We start from the raw sequence: 17,611 nt of genomic DNA, 5'->3' as shown, positions 1-17,611 counted from the left end.
TCTCGCGCGGGGACGGGTCGGCGGTGAGGCGGGTGCGCAGGGCGCCCTCGGCGGCCTGGGCGGGGGTGACGCCCCGGGTGCCGGCGACGGTGAGCATGGCGGCGGTGGCGGGCGTCCAGTGGAGGTGCCAGCGGGTGCCGAGGGCTTCGGTGCCGCCGGCGCCGGTGGTGGCGACGGGGTCGGCGTAGGGGACGTCGCAGGCGGTGAGGCGGTGGAGGAGGATCTCGCGGCGGCGGTCGAGGGGGCTGCGCAGCGGGTCGAGGCGCAGGTCACGCGGGCCGGGGTCGGCGGGGCCGGGGAGGCCGAGGTCGGCGAGGAGGGTCTCGACGGCGGGGGCGAGCCCGCTGCGCGGGGCGGCGGGGGTGGGGCGGCCCGTGCGGGTGCCGATCAGGACCTGTTCGAGGGCGCGGGCGACGGCCCGGCCGCGGCCGAGGGGTTCGCCCTGGGCGAGGACGGTCTGCACCGCCTCGACCAGTTCGCCGCGGCCGGGGGCGGCGTGGCCGCGCAGCCGGGCGAGGTCGCCGGCCAGGCGGACGATCTCGCGGGCGTCCGCCGGGCCGCTGGGGTGGTCCTGGGTGCGCAGGGCGGCGCAGATCCGGACGGCGGTGGTGGTGAGTGCCTCGGCGAGCCGTGCGGGGTCGCCGCCGGCGTCGAGGACGGTGTGCTGCCACTCCGGGTCACGGATGCCCGCCGGGTAGCCGGAGCGGGCGTCGAGCAGCGGGTAGGTGTACGGGATCAGGGACAGGACGTGGCCGGGGTCGCCCGGGGGCGGCGCTTCGTCGGTGGCGACCGGCCCGTCCAGCAGGGCGGGGGCGTGGAAGGCGCCGATGACGGCGGCGACCCGGCGCCCGCCGGCCGAGGCGGCCCGGATGCGGGCCCGCATCCAGGCCTCGCGGCGCAGGTCGTACGGGTCGACGCCGGGGCCGGTCTCGGCGTCGTGGCGCAGCGCCCATCCGACCAGCAGGGCGGCGCGCCGGACGGCTTCCGGGGTGGAGCCGGGGGCGGCGGTCTCGACCAGGCGGTCCCACAGGTCCTCGTCGGAGTCCCGGCCGGTGAGGCGGTGGCGCAGCGCGTCGGCGACGCCGGGCGCACCGGGCGCGCCGGGCGCACCGCCGCCGGACCGGCCCTCCGCGGCCCGGGCGGCGCGGTGGGCGAGCGGGAGGTCGCAGGCGATGGCCTCCACGCCGTTGCGCCGGGCCCACCGCAGGGCGGCGAGTTCCGGGGAGAAGTCGGCGAAGGGGTAGAAGGCGGGCCCTCCCCCTTCCTCGGGCCCGGCCGGGGCGGCCGCGAGGGCGACCGGGGCTTCGGTCGCCTCGTCGGCGAGCCGGGCGAGCCAGGGTTGGAACTCGGCCGGCAGTTCGACCAGTACCGCCTCCGGCCGGGCCGCGTCGAGCAGCGCGGGGACGACCGCGCTGAGGGACGGCGCGTGGTGGCGCACGCCGATCAGGTAGGGCCCCGGGCGGCCGGTGCCGGAGGCGGCCAGCCGGTCGGCCTCGGCCCGGACCGTCCGGTCCGCGTCGTCCGGGGCGGGAGTCACCGCGCTGCTCGTGCTCATCGGATCAGGCCTCCAGTGCCGAACGGAGGTCCCACAGGGTGCGCCAGGTGGCGGCGCCCTGCTCGGCGCGGCGGCGCACCGGCCCGTCCCAGTAGCCGAGCAGGCGGGCCGCGTCGGCCGGGTCGTCCTTGCGGACCACGCCGAGGAGTTGGCCGGGGAGGCGGCCGAGCAGGTCGCCGCCGTCGGGCAGGTAGGCAGCGGTGACGCCGAGCGCGGTGGCGACGGACACGGCCTCGGCGGTGCTCATCACGGTGGACGGGCGCTCGACGTCCCAGCCCTCGGTGGAGCGGCCGGTGCGCAGGTCACGGAAGGCGGTGACCAGGGCTTCCAGGACGGCGTCGTCGACCGCGTAGGCGGCGCCGGCCCGGGTGACGGCGACGGTGGACTGGCGGCGGACCAGGTCGACCTCGGCGGCGAGGCTGCCGATCGGGCCGACCGTCTCGAAGTTGAACCGCCGCTTGAGGGCCGCGGACATCTCGCTGACGCCCTTGTCCCGCAGGTTGGCGGTGGCGATCAGGGTGAAGCCGGCGGCGGCGTGCAGCTGCCCGTCCGGGCTGCCGGCCAACTCGGGGACGGCGACGCGCCGTTCGGAGAGCAGGGAGACCAGCGCGTCCTGCACCTCGGGCAGGCAGCGGGTCACCTCCTCGACCCGGGCGACCGCGCCGGTGGTCATCGCGGTGAGCACCGGGGACGGGACGAGGGCGTCGCGGCTGGGGCCCTTGGCGAGCAGCAGGGCGTAGTTCCAGCCGTACTTGAGCTGGTCCTCGGTGGTGCCGGCGGTGCCCTGGACGGTGAGCGCGCTGGTGCCGCAGACGGCGGCGGCGAGCAGTTCGGAGAGCATCGACTTGGCGGTGCCGGGCTCGCCGACGAGCAGCAGGCCGCGCTCCCCGGCGAGGGTGACGACGCAGCGCTCGACCAGGGCGCGCTCGCCGACGAACTTGGGCTCGATGACCAGGCTCTTGCGCCCGGCCTTGAGCTTCTCGCCGCCGCTGCCCATCACGAAGGTGACGACGGCGCGCGGGGTGAGGCGCCAGCCGGGCGGGCGCGGGCCGCTGTCGTGCGCGGCGAGGAACTCCAGTTCGGCGGCGTACTTCTCCTCGGGCGGGACGATCTGCCGCTCCGCGGGGGCGGGGACGGTGGTGGTGCTCATCGGCGGGCCTTCCTGCGCTTGCTGGTCTGGAGCTCTTCGTAACCGGGGGCGTCGCCGTCGAGCGTGCGCTGCCAGGCCCGGGCGAACAGTTCGGGGACGGGCAGGGTCACCAGCGCGGGCTGGTGGGTGGGCAGTTCGTACAGGGCGGCCTTCCAGGTTTCGGCCGGCAGGGCCGGGGACTTGGCCTCCTGCCAGCCGCCGGGCAGGAAGAGGCCGCGGCCGGCCCGGGACCGCTTGGCCTCCAGCACCAGGCCGGTGGCGGCGAGTTCGGCGCGGGCCCGCTTCAGCCGGGCGGGCTTCCAGCCCGTCCAGCGGGCGACGTTGCGGTCGGTGGGGTCGGGCAGGGCGAGCAGTTGGAGGTAGAGCGCGGCGGCGTCCTCGCCGAGCCCGTGGGTGCGGGACACCTCGGTGACCAGCTCGGGGGCGGACAGCTGCGGGTTCTGCAGCCAGGCCGGGCCGTCGCCGTCACCGCCGGCCGTCGCGGCGGCGGAGGCGGCCAGGCGCTCCGGCTCGCCGCGCAGCACGGAGGCGAGGGCGGCCCGCTCGGTGCCGAACCAGTAGCTGCTGGCGAGCCCGTCGAGCAGGTCGAGCAGTGGGTCGTCCGGGCCGGTGAGGGCGGCCGGGCGCAGCCAGACCCGCTCGTACGCCTCGTGGTTCGGGGTGAGGACCAGCGCCGGGCCGCAGCGGACCACGCCGTCCGGGTCGGCGCCGCCCTCGGCGGGCAGGCCGAAGTGGGTGCGCAGCACGGGGGCCAGCGGGGTGTTCTTGGTGGTGCCGAGGAGGTCGAAGTCGAGCAGCAGCTCCGGGTCGGCCAGGCGCTCGCGCAGCGCGGTGGCGGCCCGGGGCAGCAGGGCGCGCAGCGGGCTGTCGGCGGGCAGGTGGTAGGCGAGCCAGCGGATGGCGTCGATGGTCTGGTCCAGCGCGCCGGAGCCGGGCAGCGCCGTGACGTCGTCGGCGGCCAACCGGGGCGCGCCCTGGGCGTCCTTGTGGATCCGGAAGGCGGTGGTGCGGGTCAGCCACGGGGTGTGGGCGGGGTTGAGCACCGCCTCGATGGTGTCGATGGACACGCCCTGGACGGTGGCGTGGGCCTCCTCGGGGAGGGTGACGAGCCGTCCGAAGCGGCGGATCCAGGCCTCGGCGCCGGCCGCGAGGTCGGGGCCGTCGGTCCACAGCGTCTTCGGGTCGGCGGGCAGCAGGGCGCTCCAGACCTCGGCGACGCCGGCGTGGTCGTGTCCGCGCAGCCAGCGCTGGGCGGCCCGGACGTCGACGGGCTTGAAGCCGTACTCGGCGGGCACCTCGGCGTTGCCCCAGTGCAGGAGGCCGGAGGGCGGGCTGAGCAGCAGGGTGGCGCGGGTGGTGCCGATGCCGGTGAGTTCGGAGAAGGCGGCGGCGCGGGCCGGATCCCACGGGACGCTGCCGTGCAGGGCGGCGACCCGCCAGAACTTGGCGACCCAGGCGGCGGAGACCCGCTCCTCGGTGCCGCGCTCCTCGACGGTGGTGAAGTGCGCGACGGGGCCGAATTCCCCGCTCGGGTCGTGGTCGACGGCGAGCCAGTGCACCGTGCCGTCGGAGAACTGGCGCCGGTGGCCGAGGATGACGACGGTGCGCTCGCCGTGGCGCAGCACCTCGCCCTGGCGGTGGCCGGCCGGCCGTTCGCTGCCGGCGGTGTCCGCCGGCTCGCCGAGGACGATCTCGCGCAGGGTGGCACCGCGGTCGGCGAGCGGGCCCTTGGTGAGTTCGCCGAGCAGCAGGACCAGCGTGGAGCGGTGGGCCGGCTGGGTGAGCGGGGCGGCCACGGCGTGGGCCAGGACGTCGACCCGGCCGAGCAGGTGCAGCCAGCCGTGGTTGGCGTCGCCGCCGTACAGGGTGACGCTCGCCGGGCTGCTCCAGCCCTCGCCGTTCGCGGCGGGCGGGGCGGCGAGGACGGCGCTGACGGTGCGCAGGTTGTTGAGCACCCAGCAGCGGTCGGAGTTGCCCCAGTTGTTGCCGAAGCCGCCGATCTCGGGCAGGACGACGCGGACGGCGTCGCGCAGCTCGTCGTCCCGGCCGTGGTCGGGCCGCCACTGGGCGGCCTCCGCCTTGCCGGGGCGCTCGGCCTCCGGCTGCGGGAGGAAGCGGGCGATCCGGTCCAGCAGGTCCGCGGCGGCGCGGGCGAATCCGGCGACGCCGGCGAGCAGCAGCGGGTGGGCGATCCCGGGCAGGGCAGCACCGACCGCCTCGACGGGCAGGGTGTTGCGGGCCTCGCCCCGCTGGGCCACCGGGCGGCGGACGCCCTGGACGGTCAGCCAGCGCTGCTCGTCCTCCGGGACGGGATCGGCGTCGACGGGCCAGGCGAGGTCGATCAGGTGGGCCGCCTGGTCGGCGGTCACGCCGCGCAGCGCGCGGGATCCGGCCTCGTCGCGGGGCCGCAGGGCGTGCCAGTGGTCGTACGGCGGGACGAGGCAGGTGCCGGCCGCGGAGAGCTCGCCCGACCGGCAGGGGCGCAGGTCGGCGGTGCGGTCGCCGCGGTCGGCGAGGTCGGGCAGGTTGAGGGAGAGGTGCTCGCCGCCCGGGCGGCTGACCACCGGGCGGCCCTCGCCGGGCAGGGCGAGCCGGCCGACCGGGACGGTGTCCGGCTCGCGTCGCCCGTCCAGCGGCAGGACGATGCGTTGCCCGTCGGCGGTGAAGGTGGTGACGGCCCGGCCGGGCTCGGTGCGGACCCAGCTGCCGAGTACGGTGCCGTCGGTGCCGAGCGGGGTCTGCTCCAGGCCGGGCTGCAGCGGCAGCAGGCGGGTGCGGCCCTCGACGAGCCGGCCGGCCGCGGCGGTGGCCGCGATCACGGGCGGCTCGGCGGCGCGGCCCAGGGTGCCGGTGGCCGGGTCGAGTTCGCGCAGGACCGGGCCGTCGGTGCCGTGGCGCAGCGTCCAGTAGCCGGTGCCGTCGCCGAGGACGGTGTGTTCGTTCGGCATCCGGGTGTCGCCGGGGTGCAGCGGGCGCTCGCCGGTGGTGCGGCCGCCGCCGGGCAGCGGCAGGGACGGCTCCTCGGGGAACCGCTCGCCGTAGTGGTAGCCGGCGATCGTCTGGCCTTCGAGCTCGAAGGTGTGGTCCGGGCGGCCGGACCAGTACGCCGTCTGCTTGCCGTCCTGGTACCAGGCGACGAGGAGTTCTCCGTCGACCAGGCGCAGCCGGGGCCGGTTCCAGTTCTCCGTCAGCTTGGGCAGGCGCAGGGTGTGGTCCAGCAGGATGCCCTCGGGGCCGACCACGACGGCGCGGTCCAGGCGGGCGAGGATCAGGTACGGCCAGGCGTCCTCGACGATCAGACCGGTCAGGCCCTTGGCGCGCAGGCCGGGCGCGGTGATCGGCGGGGCGTCGGCGGCGGGCGGGTCGGCGAGCTTGGCGAGCGCGTCCTCCAGGGCGGGCCAGCCGAGTTCGTCCAGGATGCCGGCGCCGAGGGACCGGGCGAGCAGGCCGCTGACGTCGAGTGCGGCGATCTTCTCGGCGGCGGCCGGGGCGACCGTGCGGATGGCGGTGCGGTGCTGGCTCAGCGAGCGGACCAGGTCGGCGGCGCCGGCCAGGCCGCGGGCGGCGACGACCTCCTCGGCGCGGGCCTCGGCCCACTCCGCGAACAGCTCGTTCAGCAGCGGCAGGACGGACGCCTGGCGCTTGACGGCCGTCTCCCAGGCGGCCGGGGCGGCGAGGCGCAGCAGCGGCCGGTATCGGTCGTCGGCGGCGACGGCGGTGAGGCCGGCGCTGTCGGGGCCGCACTGGCCGACCCAGTCGCGCAGGTCGAAGCCGAGCCCGGCCGGCGGGTCGGCCACGGGGACGCCCTCGGCGAGCAGGAGGTCCAGCAGGTCGAGGCGGGTGTGGCTGGCGCGGATGCCGGTGAAGAGGTCGACCGGGACGGCGTCGGCGCGCAGCCGCTCGACCATCCGGCGGGCCAGGGCGAGGGTGGCCGGGCAGCCGGGCCGGCTGCGCCAGCCGCGGCCGAGGTGGTGGCACCAGCGCTGGAGCCAGGCGGCGGCGGGCTCGGCGCCCTCGGCGCGGGGGCCGGTGAGCGTGCGTTCGGCGCCGGTCTCGGCGAGGACCGCCAGCCAGGCGGTGTCGTGCGGGGCGGAGTCGGAGCCGGAGGCGGCCGGGTCGGGCAGCAGCTCCAGCAGGCGGGTGCGGACCTCGGCGTCGCGCGTGCCCAGCTCGACCAGCGCGCCGTGCCAGGACTTCCAGAACGCGGCGGGCGCCCGGTTGACCGCCGGGGAGGCCAACAGCTCGGCGAGCAGCGCCTGTTCGTGCTCGACGCGGTCCAGCCCGGCGGCCCGGATCAGCGCGCGGGCGTCCTCGGCGACCCCGGCGTACGGGGCCATGCCGGCCGCGGAGCGCTCGGTGCACAGCTGGCGGAAGCGCTGCCAGGCCGTCCCCGGGTCGAGCCGCTGGGCGAGCTCCTTGACGTACTGGCGCAGTGACTTGACGGTGAGCGCGCCGGCCAGGGCGAACTCCAGGAAGACGGCGCGCAGCCGCTCCTCGTCCACCGTCAGCCCGTGGGTGCGCTCGGCCTCGCGGGCCTTGCCGAACCAGGCGGCGGCGTAGGTCTGGTTGCCGTGGCCCAGGAAGATCCGGCCGACCTCCTCGCAGAAGGTGGGCAGGAAGTGCGGGACGGCGCGGCCGAGGCGGGTGGCGAGCGCGTCGAAGCCGTCCTTGGCGGCGCCGGGCTTGGAGGCGGCCTGGCGGGCCAGCCGCTCCATCTCCTTGACCAGGGCGAGCGCGTGGTGGCCGTTGGCCGGGTCGTGGACCAGTGCCCAGGCGGGGAAGCCGAGTGCCTCCTGACGGACCTGGCCGACCTCGGCGGGCTCGGCGTCGGGCGTCAGGCCGAGGAAGTCGAGGGCGAGGTCCTCGGCGCCGCCGAGCGCGCCGGGGACCAGCCGGACGATCCGGCGGCCGTCGAGCGCGGGGTGGGTGTAGCCGCGGGCGGTGAGCACGTCGGCGGCGCTGTCGGGGCGGCCGGCGTCGGCCAGGGTGCCGGCCGGCAGCACGGCGCCGGCGTCGAGCAGGGCCTCGGGCGTGGCGGGCGTGGTCGGACCGGTGGCAGTGCTGTTGGCGGTGTCGGTGGTGTTCGAGCCGGTGGCGGTCATGCGGCGTCCTCCCCTTCGAGCGTGCGGCCGGCGTGCAGGGCGGCGGCCATCCGCATGCCCTCGGACCAGGCGACCGGTCCGACCTCGGTGAGCGGCAGGGCCCGGCCGTCGGAGCCCGCCCAGCTGAGTGCTCCGGTCTCGCACTCGTCGTAGTCGTAGTAGTCCCCGACCCAGACCCGGGCCTCGACGGTGCGCCCGCCCTCGGTGATCGACTGGACGGCGGAACCGCCGCGGACCCGGCAGCCGAGCCGGCTGCAGCGGCCGACCAGCTCGCGCAGCTCGCGGTAGCGGCCGCCGGCGTAGGTGGTGACCTCGGTGCCGCCCGGCAGCTCGGCCGGCCGGTGCCAGACCTCGCGGTAGAGCTGCTGGACGCGCTGGGAGACGCCGAGTTCGACGGCGAACTCGCGCAGCTCGTCGAGGTCTTCGAGGAGGACCGGGTGGGGTATCAGGACCTCGCCGTCGGTGAGGCGGACGGTGTCGCCGTCCAGGTCGACCAGGCCGAGGCCGCGCTCGGCGTCCGCACCGCGCAGGAAACCGGCGACCGAGCCGTCCGCGCCGGTGACCACCAGGTCGCGCAGCACGGTCTGCCAGGCCTCGTCCGGCCACACGGCGGTGATCACCGCGGCGGGCACCGGCAGCGAGCGCACCATCCAGCGCTCGACGTCGTCCCGGCAGCTCCGCTCGTGCGCGGACAGCCACTCGGCGAGCTGCTTGAGCTGGGTGACCACCGGGTCGTCACCGAGCTTCGACGGAACGGACTTGAGCTCGCGGCCCGCCGCGTTGCGGCACACCACCCTGCCCTCCCCGTCGAGCGCGACGCGGTACCCTCCCGCGCCCGTCTCCACCCATGCCACGGCCGTACTCCTCCCACCCGGGGACCCCCGGGAACCACGTCGAGATCGCTTGCTGACCAGCGATGCGAGGAACGTAGCGAGGCCCACTGACAACGCGGCGGGCGGGGTGAAGGCGGCCGGTGGCGTGCGCGGCTCAAACCCCTCGAACGAGTGAGCGAAGCCGCTGGGGCGCAGCTCAGCCGCGGTTCAGGACGCGGGCACGGGACAGGGAGCAGCCGCGGTTCAGGACGCGGGCACGCCGAGCCGCAGGATCCGGTCGTCCCCCGGGCGCGGGTCGCCGCGGCCGTCGGTGTTGCCGGTGGCCAGCAGCAGCGTGCCGTCGCGGTCGGTGACGACCGTGCGCAGCCGTCCGTAGACGCCGTCGAGGTAGGCCTGCGGGCTGCCGACGAGCCGGTCCCCCGCGATCGGGACGCGCCAGAGCCGGGTGCCGCGCAGGGCGGCCATCCACAGGGCACCGCCGGCGTACGCGAGCCCGCTCGGGGAGGCCTCGGCGGGACTCCACTGGGCCACGGGGTCGAGGTACCCGGGGCGGTGGCCGGTGCCCTCGACGACGGGCCAGCCGTAGTTGCCGCCGGGGCGGATCAGGTTGAGTTCGTCCCAGGTGTTCTCCCCGAACTCGCTGGCCCAGAGTCGCCCTTCGCCGTCCCAGGCGAGGCCCTGCACGTTGCGGTGGCCGTAGGAGTAGACCGGTGAACCGGGGAAGGGGTTGTCCGGGGCGGGGGCACCGTCGGGGGTGAGTCGGAGGATCTTTCCGCCGAGCGAGCCCTTGTCCTGGGCGGTTCCGGAATCGCTGCTGTCGCCGGTGGTCGCGTAGAGCAGGCCGTCCGGACCGAAGGCGATCCGGCCGCCGTTGTGCCGGGGGCCGTGCGGGATGCCGCTCAACAGGACGGCCGGGGAGCCGAGTTGGACGCCGGCAGGCCGTTCCGGGTGATAGCCGAGGCGGACGATGCGGTTGTCCTCGGCGGTGCTGAGGTAGGCGTGGACCAGGTGGTCGTCGGCGAAGGACGGGGAGAGCGCGAGGCCGAGCAGCCCGCCCTCTCCCCCGGCCGTCACGCCCGGCACGACGCCCGCCTCGGTCTTCGCCCCGCCGCCCGCGGCGACCCGGACGATCCGCGCGGTGTCCCGCTCCGAGACCAGCAGGTCGCCGCCGGGCAGCAGGGCCACACCCCACGGCACCGCCAGGCCCTCCGCGAGCGTGGCCCGCACCTCCGGCCCCGTGGAGGCGGACCCGGAGGCGGCACCGGAGGCGGAGGCGGAGACATGAGCGGAGCCGGGGGAAGCGGGGCCCGGAGCAGGAGCCGAGGAGCACCCGGCGGGGGCGAGCAGCGCGGCCAGCAGCAGGGCGAGGAGACGACGACGCACCGGGGACCTCTCGGTGGACGGGAAGCCCCAGCACAGCACATCCACCCGCGGTTGCCCGACCGCCCCGCCGCCAGGACCTCGCTTCCGCACCTCCCCCGGGCGCCGCGGGCCCGTCAGCCCAGCGGCGCCCGGGGCACGATGACCGGCGCGCCGTCGCCCGGCGCCGTGAGGACGTGGCTGTCGATGTCGTACAGCGCCCGCACCAGCGGCGCGTCCACCACCTCGCGCGGCGGCCCGCAGGCCACCACCGCCCCGTCCCGCAGGGCGACCAGCAGGTCCGCGTAGCGGGCCGCCCCCGCGAGGTCGTGCAGCACCATGACCACCGTCCGGCCGCCCGCCGCGACCTGGCGCACGAGTTCCAGCACCTCGACCGCGTGCCCGAGGTCGAGCGCGCTGGTCGGCTCGTCGAGCAGCACGACCGGGGTGTCCTGGGCGAGCACCATGGCGAGCCAGCAGCGCTGGCGCTGGCCGCCGGAGAGGCGGTCGAGGCGGCGGTCGGCGAGGTCCTCGACACCGGTGGCGCGCAGGGCCTCGGCGGTGAGCCGCTCGTCGTCCGGCGACCACTGGCGGAACAGGCCCTGGTGCGGGTGGCGGCCGTAGCGGACGAGTCCGGCGACGGTGACCGCCTCGGGCGCCTGCGGGCTCTGCGGCAGCAGGGCGATCCGGTGGGCGGCCTGCCGCGGGCGCAGCCGCCAGACGTCCTCGCCGCCGACCAGGACCCGGCCGCCGTCCGGGCGGTGCAGCCGGGCGACGGCCCGCAGCAGGGTGGACTTGCCGCAGCCGTTCGGCCCGACCACCGCCACCACCTGCCCGGCCGGGACGGTGAGGCCGACCCCGTCGAGCACGGGGCGGCCCGGGCCGTAGCCGGCGGTGAGCCCCTCGATCGTCAACTCCACAGCGTCAACTCCCCTGCGTCCCATCCATGGTGGTTCCACCGGCCCGGCGCTCGCTCAGTTGCCGCCGAGCGCCTTGCCGAGGTCGCCGATGACGACGTCGGCCGCGAGCGGGCCGCCCCGGGTGGACCAGACCGAGCCGTCCACCGTCACGACGCGGTTGTTCTTCACCGCGTTCAGCTCCTGGTAGGCGGGCTTGGACTGGACGTCCTTGAGCGCGGACTTGCCGTCGTCGGTGAGGGTGGACAGGAACAGCCAGTCACCGTCGATCTCGGAGAGCTTCTCCAGGCTGAGCGCCGGGCTGTGCGCGTTGCCGTCCTTGTCCTGCGCGGCCGGGCGGGTGAGGCCCATGTCGAGCGCGACGCCGCTCGCGAACTGCTTCTTCTCCATCCAGCTCGGGCCGGTGGGGTTCCAGCGGACGATGGAGACGGCGGCGCCCTTGTTCCTGGTGAGCTCCCCGCCGGCCTTGACGGCCTTGGCCTCGTAGTCGCCGATCACCTTGTTGGCCTGGTCGAGCTTGTTGACGGCGTTGCCGATGCCCCGGAAGGAGAGCTTCCAGTCGTCGGTGGGCGCCATGGTGACCAGGGTGGCGGGGGTGATCTCGCGCAGCTGCTTGAGCACCTGCTCGTCCTGCATGTCACCGGCCAGGATGAGGTCGGGCTTGGCGGCGATCACCTTGTCCATCACCGGCTGCAGCAGGTTGCCGACCACCGGCACGCCCTGGACCTTGTCCTTCAGGTACGCGGGCGGCTCGTTGAGGCCCTGGCCGTTGGTGATGCCGACCGGCTTGACGCCGAGGGCGAGCACCGCGTCCAGGTCCTCCTGGGTGAGGGTGACGATCCGCTGGGGCTCGGCGGGGACCTCGACGGCCTTGCCGGTGGCGTCCTTGACGGTCCGCTTGCCGCCGTTGCCGCCATTGCCGCCGCCCGCCGCGTCCGCCGCCGGGGAGGAGGCGGCCGAGGAGGAGCCGGAGGAGCCCGAGGAGCCGCAACCCGTGAGCAGGAGGGCGGCCGCCCCGGTGACGGCCAGCGCCTGGGCCGCGCGGCGGCGGACGGGGCTGAGCGGGCGACGGGCGAACGGCATGGGTGCCTCCGGGCAAAGGTGGTACGGGAGTTGAGCGACGCGCGGGCAGCCCGACAGGACGGAGGTGTCCTGCCGGGCGCCCTGCGGGGCGACTCGGTCATTAGGTTAGCCTTACCTTATGACATTGTCGCAAGCGGGCGCCCCCGAAGCGTCCCCCGCCGCCGCGCCGGACACGCCGCCGCCGACGGGGGAGCCCCACCGGTCCGAGCCGCACGCGCCCGGGCCGGTCCGGTCCGAGCCCGGCCCGCCCGAGCCCCGCCGCCCCGCCTGGCCGGTCGTGGCCGGGGCGGTGGCGCTCCTGCTCGCGCTGGCCGCGCTGTCGCTGTCGGTCGGCGCCGGCGAGGTCGGCCCCGGACGGGTCCTGGACTACCTGCTGAACCGCGACGGCGCCCGCGCCGACGGCCGACTCGCCCTGGTCGTCGGGGACCTGCGACTCCCCCGCACCGTCACCGCCGTGCTGGTCGGCGCCGCGCTCGGCGTCGCCGGAGCGCAACTGCAGTCCGTCACCCGCAACCCGCTCGCCGAAACCGGACTGCTCGGCGTCAACGCCGGCGCCTCCCTCGGCGTCGTGCTCGGCATCGCCGTACTCGGCGTGCAGACCTCGTACGGGTACCTCGCCCTCGCCTTCGGCGGCGCCGTGCTCGCCAGCACGCTGGTGCTGCTGATCGCGGGCAGCCGAGGCGGGTCGCCGATGCGGCTGGTCCTGGGCGGCTCCGCGGTCGGCGCGACCTTCGGCGGCCTCACCGGCGTGCTGATCGTCAACTCCCCCGAGGCCTACGACCGTTACCGGGTCTGGGTGCTCGGTTCGCTGTCCGGGGTGGAGGGCTGGGCCACGCTGCGCCAGCTCGCCCCCGTCCTCGGCGCCGGCTTCCTGCTCGCCCTGCTCACCACCCGGCCGCTCACCGCGCTCGCCCTCGGCGACGACCTCGCCCGCGGCCTCGGCCACCGGCCCGGCGCGACCCGCGCGGCGGTCGCCGCCGCCGTCACCCTGCTCACCGCCTCGGCCGTCGCACTGGCCGGGCCGATCTCCTTCCTCGGACTGCTCGCCGGATTCCTCGCCCGGGCCGTCGCCGGGCCCCGGGTCGGCCGACTGACGCTGCTGGCCGGGCTGTTCGGCGCCGCCGTGCTCACCGGTGCCGACGTACTGGCCCGGGTGGTGGCCCGGCCGTTCGAGGCGCCGGTGTCGGTGATCGTCGCCCTCGTCGGCGCCCCGGCGCTGATCGCCATCGTCCGCTCCCGACGCTCCGCCGCCCTCGCCGTGACCGACCCGGCCGAGGCCGCCGCCCCGCCCGTACGGCACGCCGAACCGCCCGCCCCGAAACCGGACCGGGCGCTGCGGTACGGCAGTTGGTCGCTGCTGCTCCCCCGCCGGGCCCTGGCCGCCTCGCTCGGCCTCGCCGCCGCGCTGCTCGGCGCCGTCGTGGTCTCCGCGCACGCCGGGCAGAGCGAACTCGACCTCGGCCGCACCTTCCAGGCCGTGTTCGGCTACGGCGACCGCCTCGACGTCCTGCTGGTACAGAAGTTCCGGCTCGGCCGGATCGTCGCCGGACTCGCCGCCGGCGCCGCGCTGGGCCTGGCCGGCTGCCTCACCCAGACCCTCGCCCGCAACCGCCTCGCCACCCCCGAACTCCTCGGCGTCAACGACGGCGCCACGGCCGCCGTGCTGATCTCCGCCACCGCCTCCGGCACCTTCGGCGCCTGGTGGGCCGGTCCGCTCGGCGCGCTCGCCGCCGTCCTGGTCGTCACCCTGGTCTCCGGCGGACTCGGCGCCCGCGGCTACCGGGTGCTGGTCGTCGGGCTCGCCATGTCCGCGCTCGCCTCCGCGGTGATCCAGGTCGCGCTCGCCCGCCGCTCGCTCAACTCCGCCGGCTCGCTCTACGTCTGGACCTCCGGCAGCCTCAACGGGCGGGACTACGCCATCGCCACGCCCGTCCTGATCGGGCTCGCGGTGCTGGTGCCGCTCGCCCTCACGGCGGCCCGGCGGCTCGCCGTGCTCCGCTTCGACGACAACGTCGCCTCCGCGCTCGGCGTCGACCCCGGCCGGGTCCGGCTGGTCTGCCTGCTGCTGGCCGTGGCACTGGCCGGGCTGGCGGTCGGCGTGTGCGGGCCGGTCGGCTTCGTCGCCCTGGCCGCGCCCGTCATCGCCGGACGCCTGGCCGGGCCCGCCCGCGTCCCCGTCCTCGGCTCGGCGCTGACCGGCGCCCTGCTCGTCGTCCTCGCGGACACCCTGGGACGCGTGCTGATCGGCGGCGTCGAGATCCCCGTCGGCATCGTCACCACCGTCCTCGGCGGCCCCTTCCTGCTCTGGGTGCTGCTCGGCCGCAACGGCCGCACCGCGTAAGCCTCTTCAGGAGACCACAACCATGGAAAACCCTCCCCTCGTCGCGCCCGACCTGCACGACCCCGCCCACCGCCTGGTCACCTTCACCCACCGGGACGAGGAGTGCGACGGCGTCCTGGCGCTGCTGCACACCGTGACCGACAAGGACCGCCACGACGGAGACCTCACACCGCACCTGATGGAACACCGGGGCGACGGGACGTGGTCGATCACCTACCGGCTGCGCGCCGACCACCGGGCCTCCTACCAGCTCTACCCGTTCCGCGGCGACGCCCCCGGCACGACCCGCGCCGACTGGCTGCGCGTCCTCGACCACGCCCGCCCCGACCCGCACGACACCGAACCCCGGCTGCCCGCCCGCGACGGCCGCCACCCCGCCTCGGTGCTCAGCCTGCCCGACGCGCCCGCGCAGCCGTACGTCCGGCGACGGGAGGACGTGCCGCGCGGCCGCACCGTGCCACACACCGTCGCCGGGCGACGGGTGGACGTCCACCTGCCGGCGGAGCACGGGAACGGCCCCCACCCGTTCGTCGTCCTGCTCGACGGCGAGATGTGGGGCGAGGTGCTGTCCGTCGGCGACACCCTGGACAACCTGGCCGCCGACGGCGCGACCCCGCCCACCGTGGCGCTGCTCGTCCACACCATGGGCCCCGAACGGGCCGCCGACCTCAGCTGCAACCCGGCTTTCGTCGACCTGCTCGCCGACCGCCTCCTCCCGTGGGCCGCACGGGAGTTCGGCGCGACCACCGACCCGGCCGACACCGTGATCGCGGGCCAGAGCGCGGGCGGGCTCACCGCCGCCTACGCCGCCTACCGGCGGCCCGACCGCTTCGGCAACGCGCTCTCCCAGTCCGGCTCCTTCTGGTGGCCGGACGAGACGGAGTTCGACGAGGGCAGCGAGTGGCTGACCCGGCAGTTCGCCGCCGCGGAACGGCGCGCGGCCCGCTTCTACGTCGAGGTCGGGCTGCAGGAGTGGATGCTGCTCACCCAGAACCGACACCTGCGGGACGTACTGCGGGCACGCGGCTACGACCTTGCCTACCGCGAGTTCAACGGCGGTCACGACTACGCCTGTTGGCGCGGCGGACTCGCGGACGGACTGGCCCACCTGCTGGGGAGCCGCACGCCGCCCGGAGCGGCGGTGTAGGACGAAGGGGCCCGGCCGCCGGGCGGCCGGGCCCCGGCGTTCGGCCACCCGAAAGACCCGCGCGGCGGCGGGTGCCGTCAGTCCCGGTACGGGACGAGCCGGGACAGGTCCAGCTCGAAGTCGAAGGGCTCCGGGATGCGGAGGCGCTCGCCGAACTCCCGCTCCGTCCTGGTGTGGTAGCGGTCGCGGTTCGGCTCGGAGAAGAGCGTCACGGTCTTCTGCCGCGGGTCCACGATCAGGTACAGCGGGAAGCCCATGCGCGGGTAGTCGCGGACCTTCCCGCTCCAGTCGTTCTCGGGATCGGACGGCGAGACGACCTCGACCGCGATCAGCGCCAGTTCGGCCGGGATCTCACGCCCCAGCTCGATGACGTCCTCTGGCAGGTAGGTGAGGTCGGGGCTCCGGACGGAGCCGACCTCGGGCGAGGTGAGGTCGCTGTTCCCGGTCGGGAAGTACCCGGGCGGGCAGTGCGCCTCGAACTGGCGCTGGACGACCGCGAGGTCGAACTGGTGGATCAGGGACGGCGGCGCCTGGATGACGACGGTGTCGCCGGACAGCTCGGCCTTGCAGCCGGCCGGGAGGTGCGGCGGGCCTCTTCGAGCAGGTGGTGGCAATCGGGGTTCATACGGTCTCCTCCGGTGCTCCGGCCACCGTACGGCAGCCGGAGCCGATCGGGAGGGCGCCCCGCTGCGGTGTCAGTGCTCCGGGGGTGGGCCCGGGGCCTCGGCCGGGAGGCGGGTGGCGAGGAGGGCGCCGGCCGCGACCAGCAGGGCCGTCAGGAGGAGGGCGAGACGGTAGGGGGTGGTGCCGGAGTCGGCGGGGAGGGCGCCGATCAGGGCAGCGGTGGCGGCGATGCCGAAAGCACCGCCGAGGGTGCGGAGGATGGTGAACAGGCCCATCGCGCGGCCCATCGCGGGCGGGGGGACATCGGCGAAGCCGGCGATCTGGACGGTGAGGACGGCGGTGCCGAGGATCAGGCCGACGCCGAACATCAGGGCCCGGACGAGCCACGGGTTCTCCGCGTGGCCAAGTGCGGCGAGCACCGCCGCAGCCAGCAGCAGCCCGGGCAGGGCGAGGCGGCGCGGGCCGAGGCGGGGCAGCAGGCGGTCGACCACCTGGGAGGCGGCCATCAGGCCGATCGCCTCCGGGAAGACGCTGAGTCCGGCGTCGAGGGCGGAGGCCCCGAGAGCAGCCTGGTAGAGCAGCGGGAGGGCGAACAGTGCGCCCATCAGGCCGGCCGAAGTGAGCAGGGCCAGCCAGGCGGCCGCGCCGAAGGTCCGGTCGGCAAGCAGCCGCAGGTCCACCAGCGGTTCTTCCGACCGGAGTTGGTGGCGGACGGCGGCGGCCAGCAGAGCCGGGCCGGCGAGTCCGGCGAGCGCGACGCCCGGGGAGGACCAGCCGTGGGCCGGGCCGAAACCGAGGGCGTAGGTGAGCAGGCCGAGGCCGGGGGTGGCGAGCAGGAAGCCGGTGGTGTCGAAGCGGCCGGCCGGGGGTTCCTCGGCTGCGCGCAGGCCGAACAGGCCGATCGCGACGGCGGCGGCCCCGATCGGCACGTTGACCAGGAACAGCCAGTGCCAGGAGAGGTGTTCGGTGAGGAAGCCGCCGAGCGGCGGCCCGAGGGCGGGCATCAGCGCGGTCGGGACGATCAGGATCCGGCCGAGGCCCGCCCGCTCGTGCGGGGCGAAGGCCCGGAACAGCAGGGTCATCCCGACCGGGGTGAGCAGGCCGCCCGCCGCGCCCTGGACGGCCCGCGCGGCGGCCAGCGGGCCGAGGCCGGGGGCGGCGGCGCACAGCGCGGAGGCGAGGGTGAAGGCGCTCAGCGCGCCGAGGAAGACCCGTTTCACGCCGTACCGGTCGCCGAGCCAGCCGGCCACCGGCAGGCCGAGCGCGAGGCCGACCAGGAAGGCCGTCTCGACGGCGTTGGCCGCCGAGACGGGGCGGCCGAAGTCCTCGGCGATGCTGAACAGCGCGGGGTTGACGATGGTCGAGTCCAGGCCGTTCATGCACATCGCGGCCGTGTAGACGACGACCACCGCGGCGCGCCCCGCGAGCAGGGGGCGCGCCGGGGCCTGGGCGTCGGAAGCCCCTGGCGCGGCCCCGGAAGCGGCTCCGGGGGCGGCCTCG

The 17,611-nt window shown here is 76.3% G+C and carries 11 protein-coding genes; 2 read left to right on the top strand and 9 right to left on the bottom strand.

The window, feature by feature from the left end; translation table 11 throughout:
• The 7 genes from ABTY56_RS20995 to ABTY56_RS20965 form a co-directional block, all read right to left on the bottom strand.
• The coding region (locus ABTY56_RS20995; protein ID WP_350630452.1) for a DUF5682 family protein at positions 1–1,555 on the bottom strand (1,555 nt) is incomplete at its 3' end.
• Between the two features lie 4 nt (positions 1,556–1,559).
• On the bottom strand, positions 1,560–2,705 hold the full coding sequence (locus ABTY56_RS20990) for an ATP-binding protein (RefSeq protein ID WP_350630451.1): 1,146 nt from the start codon (positions 2,703–2,705) through the stop codon (positions 1,560–1,562).
• Positions 2,702–7,807: a hypothetical protein gene (locus ABTY56_RS20985; RefSeq protein WP_350630450.1), complete on the bottom strand. Its 5,106-nt coding sequence runs from the start codon at positions 7,805–7,807 to the stop codon at positions 2,702–2,704. The genes ABTY56_RS20990 and ABTY56_RS20985 overlap by 4 nt, the downstream gene beginning before the upstream one ends.
• A complete protein-coding gene (locus tag ABTY56_RS20980; protein WP_502893157.1) occupies positions 7,804–8,661 on the bottom strand; it encodes a DUF4132 domain-containing protein in 858 nt (285 codons plus the stop codon). The genes ABTY56_RS20985 and ABTY56_RS20980 overlap by 4 nt, the downstream gene beginning before the upstream one ends.
• Positions 8,662–8,883: 222 nt before the next feature.
• On the bottom strand, positions 8,884–10,023 hold the full coding sequence (locus ABTY56_RS20975) for a PQQ-dependent sugar dehydrogenase (protein ID WP_350630449.1): 1,140 nt from the start codon (positions 10,021–10,023) through the stop codon (positions 8,884–8,886).
• Between the two features lie 113 nt (positions 10,024–10,136).
• The gene (locus ABTY56_RS20970) at positions 10,137–10,919 is read right to left on the bottom strand and encodes an ABC transporter ATP-binding protein (protein WP_350630448.1); all 783 of its coding nucleotides are present in this window, start codon (positions 10,917–10,919) and stop codon (positions 10,137–10,139) included.
• Between the two features lie 54 nt (positions 10,920–10,973).
• Positions 10,974–11,999 carry an ABC transporter substrate-binding protein gene (locus ABTY56_RS20965; protein ID WP_350630447.1) on the bottom strand — a complete coding sequence of 342 codons (1,026 nt, stop codon included), beginning with the start codon at positions 11,997–11,999 and terminating at the stop codon, positions 10,974–10,976.
• Between the two features lie 118 nt (positions 12,000–12,117).
• Between ABTY56_RS20965 and fhuB the strand changes: the two genes are divergently transcribed.
• Entirely contained in the window at positions 12,118–14,340 is a 2,223-nt protein-coding gene (gene fhuB, locus ABTY56_RS20960) for a Fe(3+)-hydroxamate ABC transporter permease FhuB (protein WP_350630446.1), read from the top strand.
• A gap of 22 nt (positions 14,341–14,362) precedes the next feature.
• A complete protein-coding gene (fes, locus tag ABTY56_RS20955; RefSeq protein WP_350630445.1) occupies positions 14,363–15,487 on the top strand; it encodes an enterochelin esterase in 1,125 nt (374 codons plus the stop codon).
• Between the two features lie 77 nt (positions 15,488–15,564).
• Here fes and ABTY56_RS20950 read toward each other — a convergent pair whose 3' ends face one another.
• Both ABTY56_RS20950 and ABTY56_RS20945 read right to left on the bottom strand, forming a co-directional pair.
• A complete protein-coding gene (locus ABTY56_RS20950) occupies positions 15,565–16,101 on the bottom strand; it encodes a Uma2 family endonuclease (RefSeq protein WP_350630444.1) in 537 nt (178 codons plus the stop codon).
• 81 nt (positions 16,102–16,182) lie between these two features.
• Positions 16,183–17,541 (bottom strand): DHA2 family efflux MFS transporter permease subunit, encoded by a 1,359-nt coding sequence (locus tag ABTY56_RS20945; RefSeq protein WP_350630457.1) that lies wholly within the window; start codon positions 17,539–17,541, stop codon positions 16,183–16,185.
• Positions 17,542–17,611: the final 70 nt, after the last annotated feature.

It is taken from the genome of Kitasatospora sp. NPDC097691 (assembly GCF_040302665.1).
In the GTDB taxonomy this organism is placed as follows: domain Bacteria; phylum Actinomycetota; class Actinomycetes; order Streptomycetales; family Streptomycetaceae; genus Kitasatospora.
Note: the sequence above shows the minus strand (reverse complement) of the source record. Positions and strands in the feature narration are given on the sequence as shown.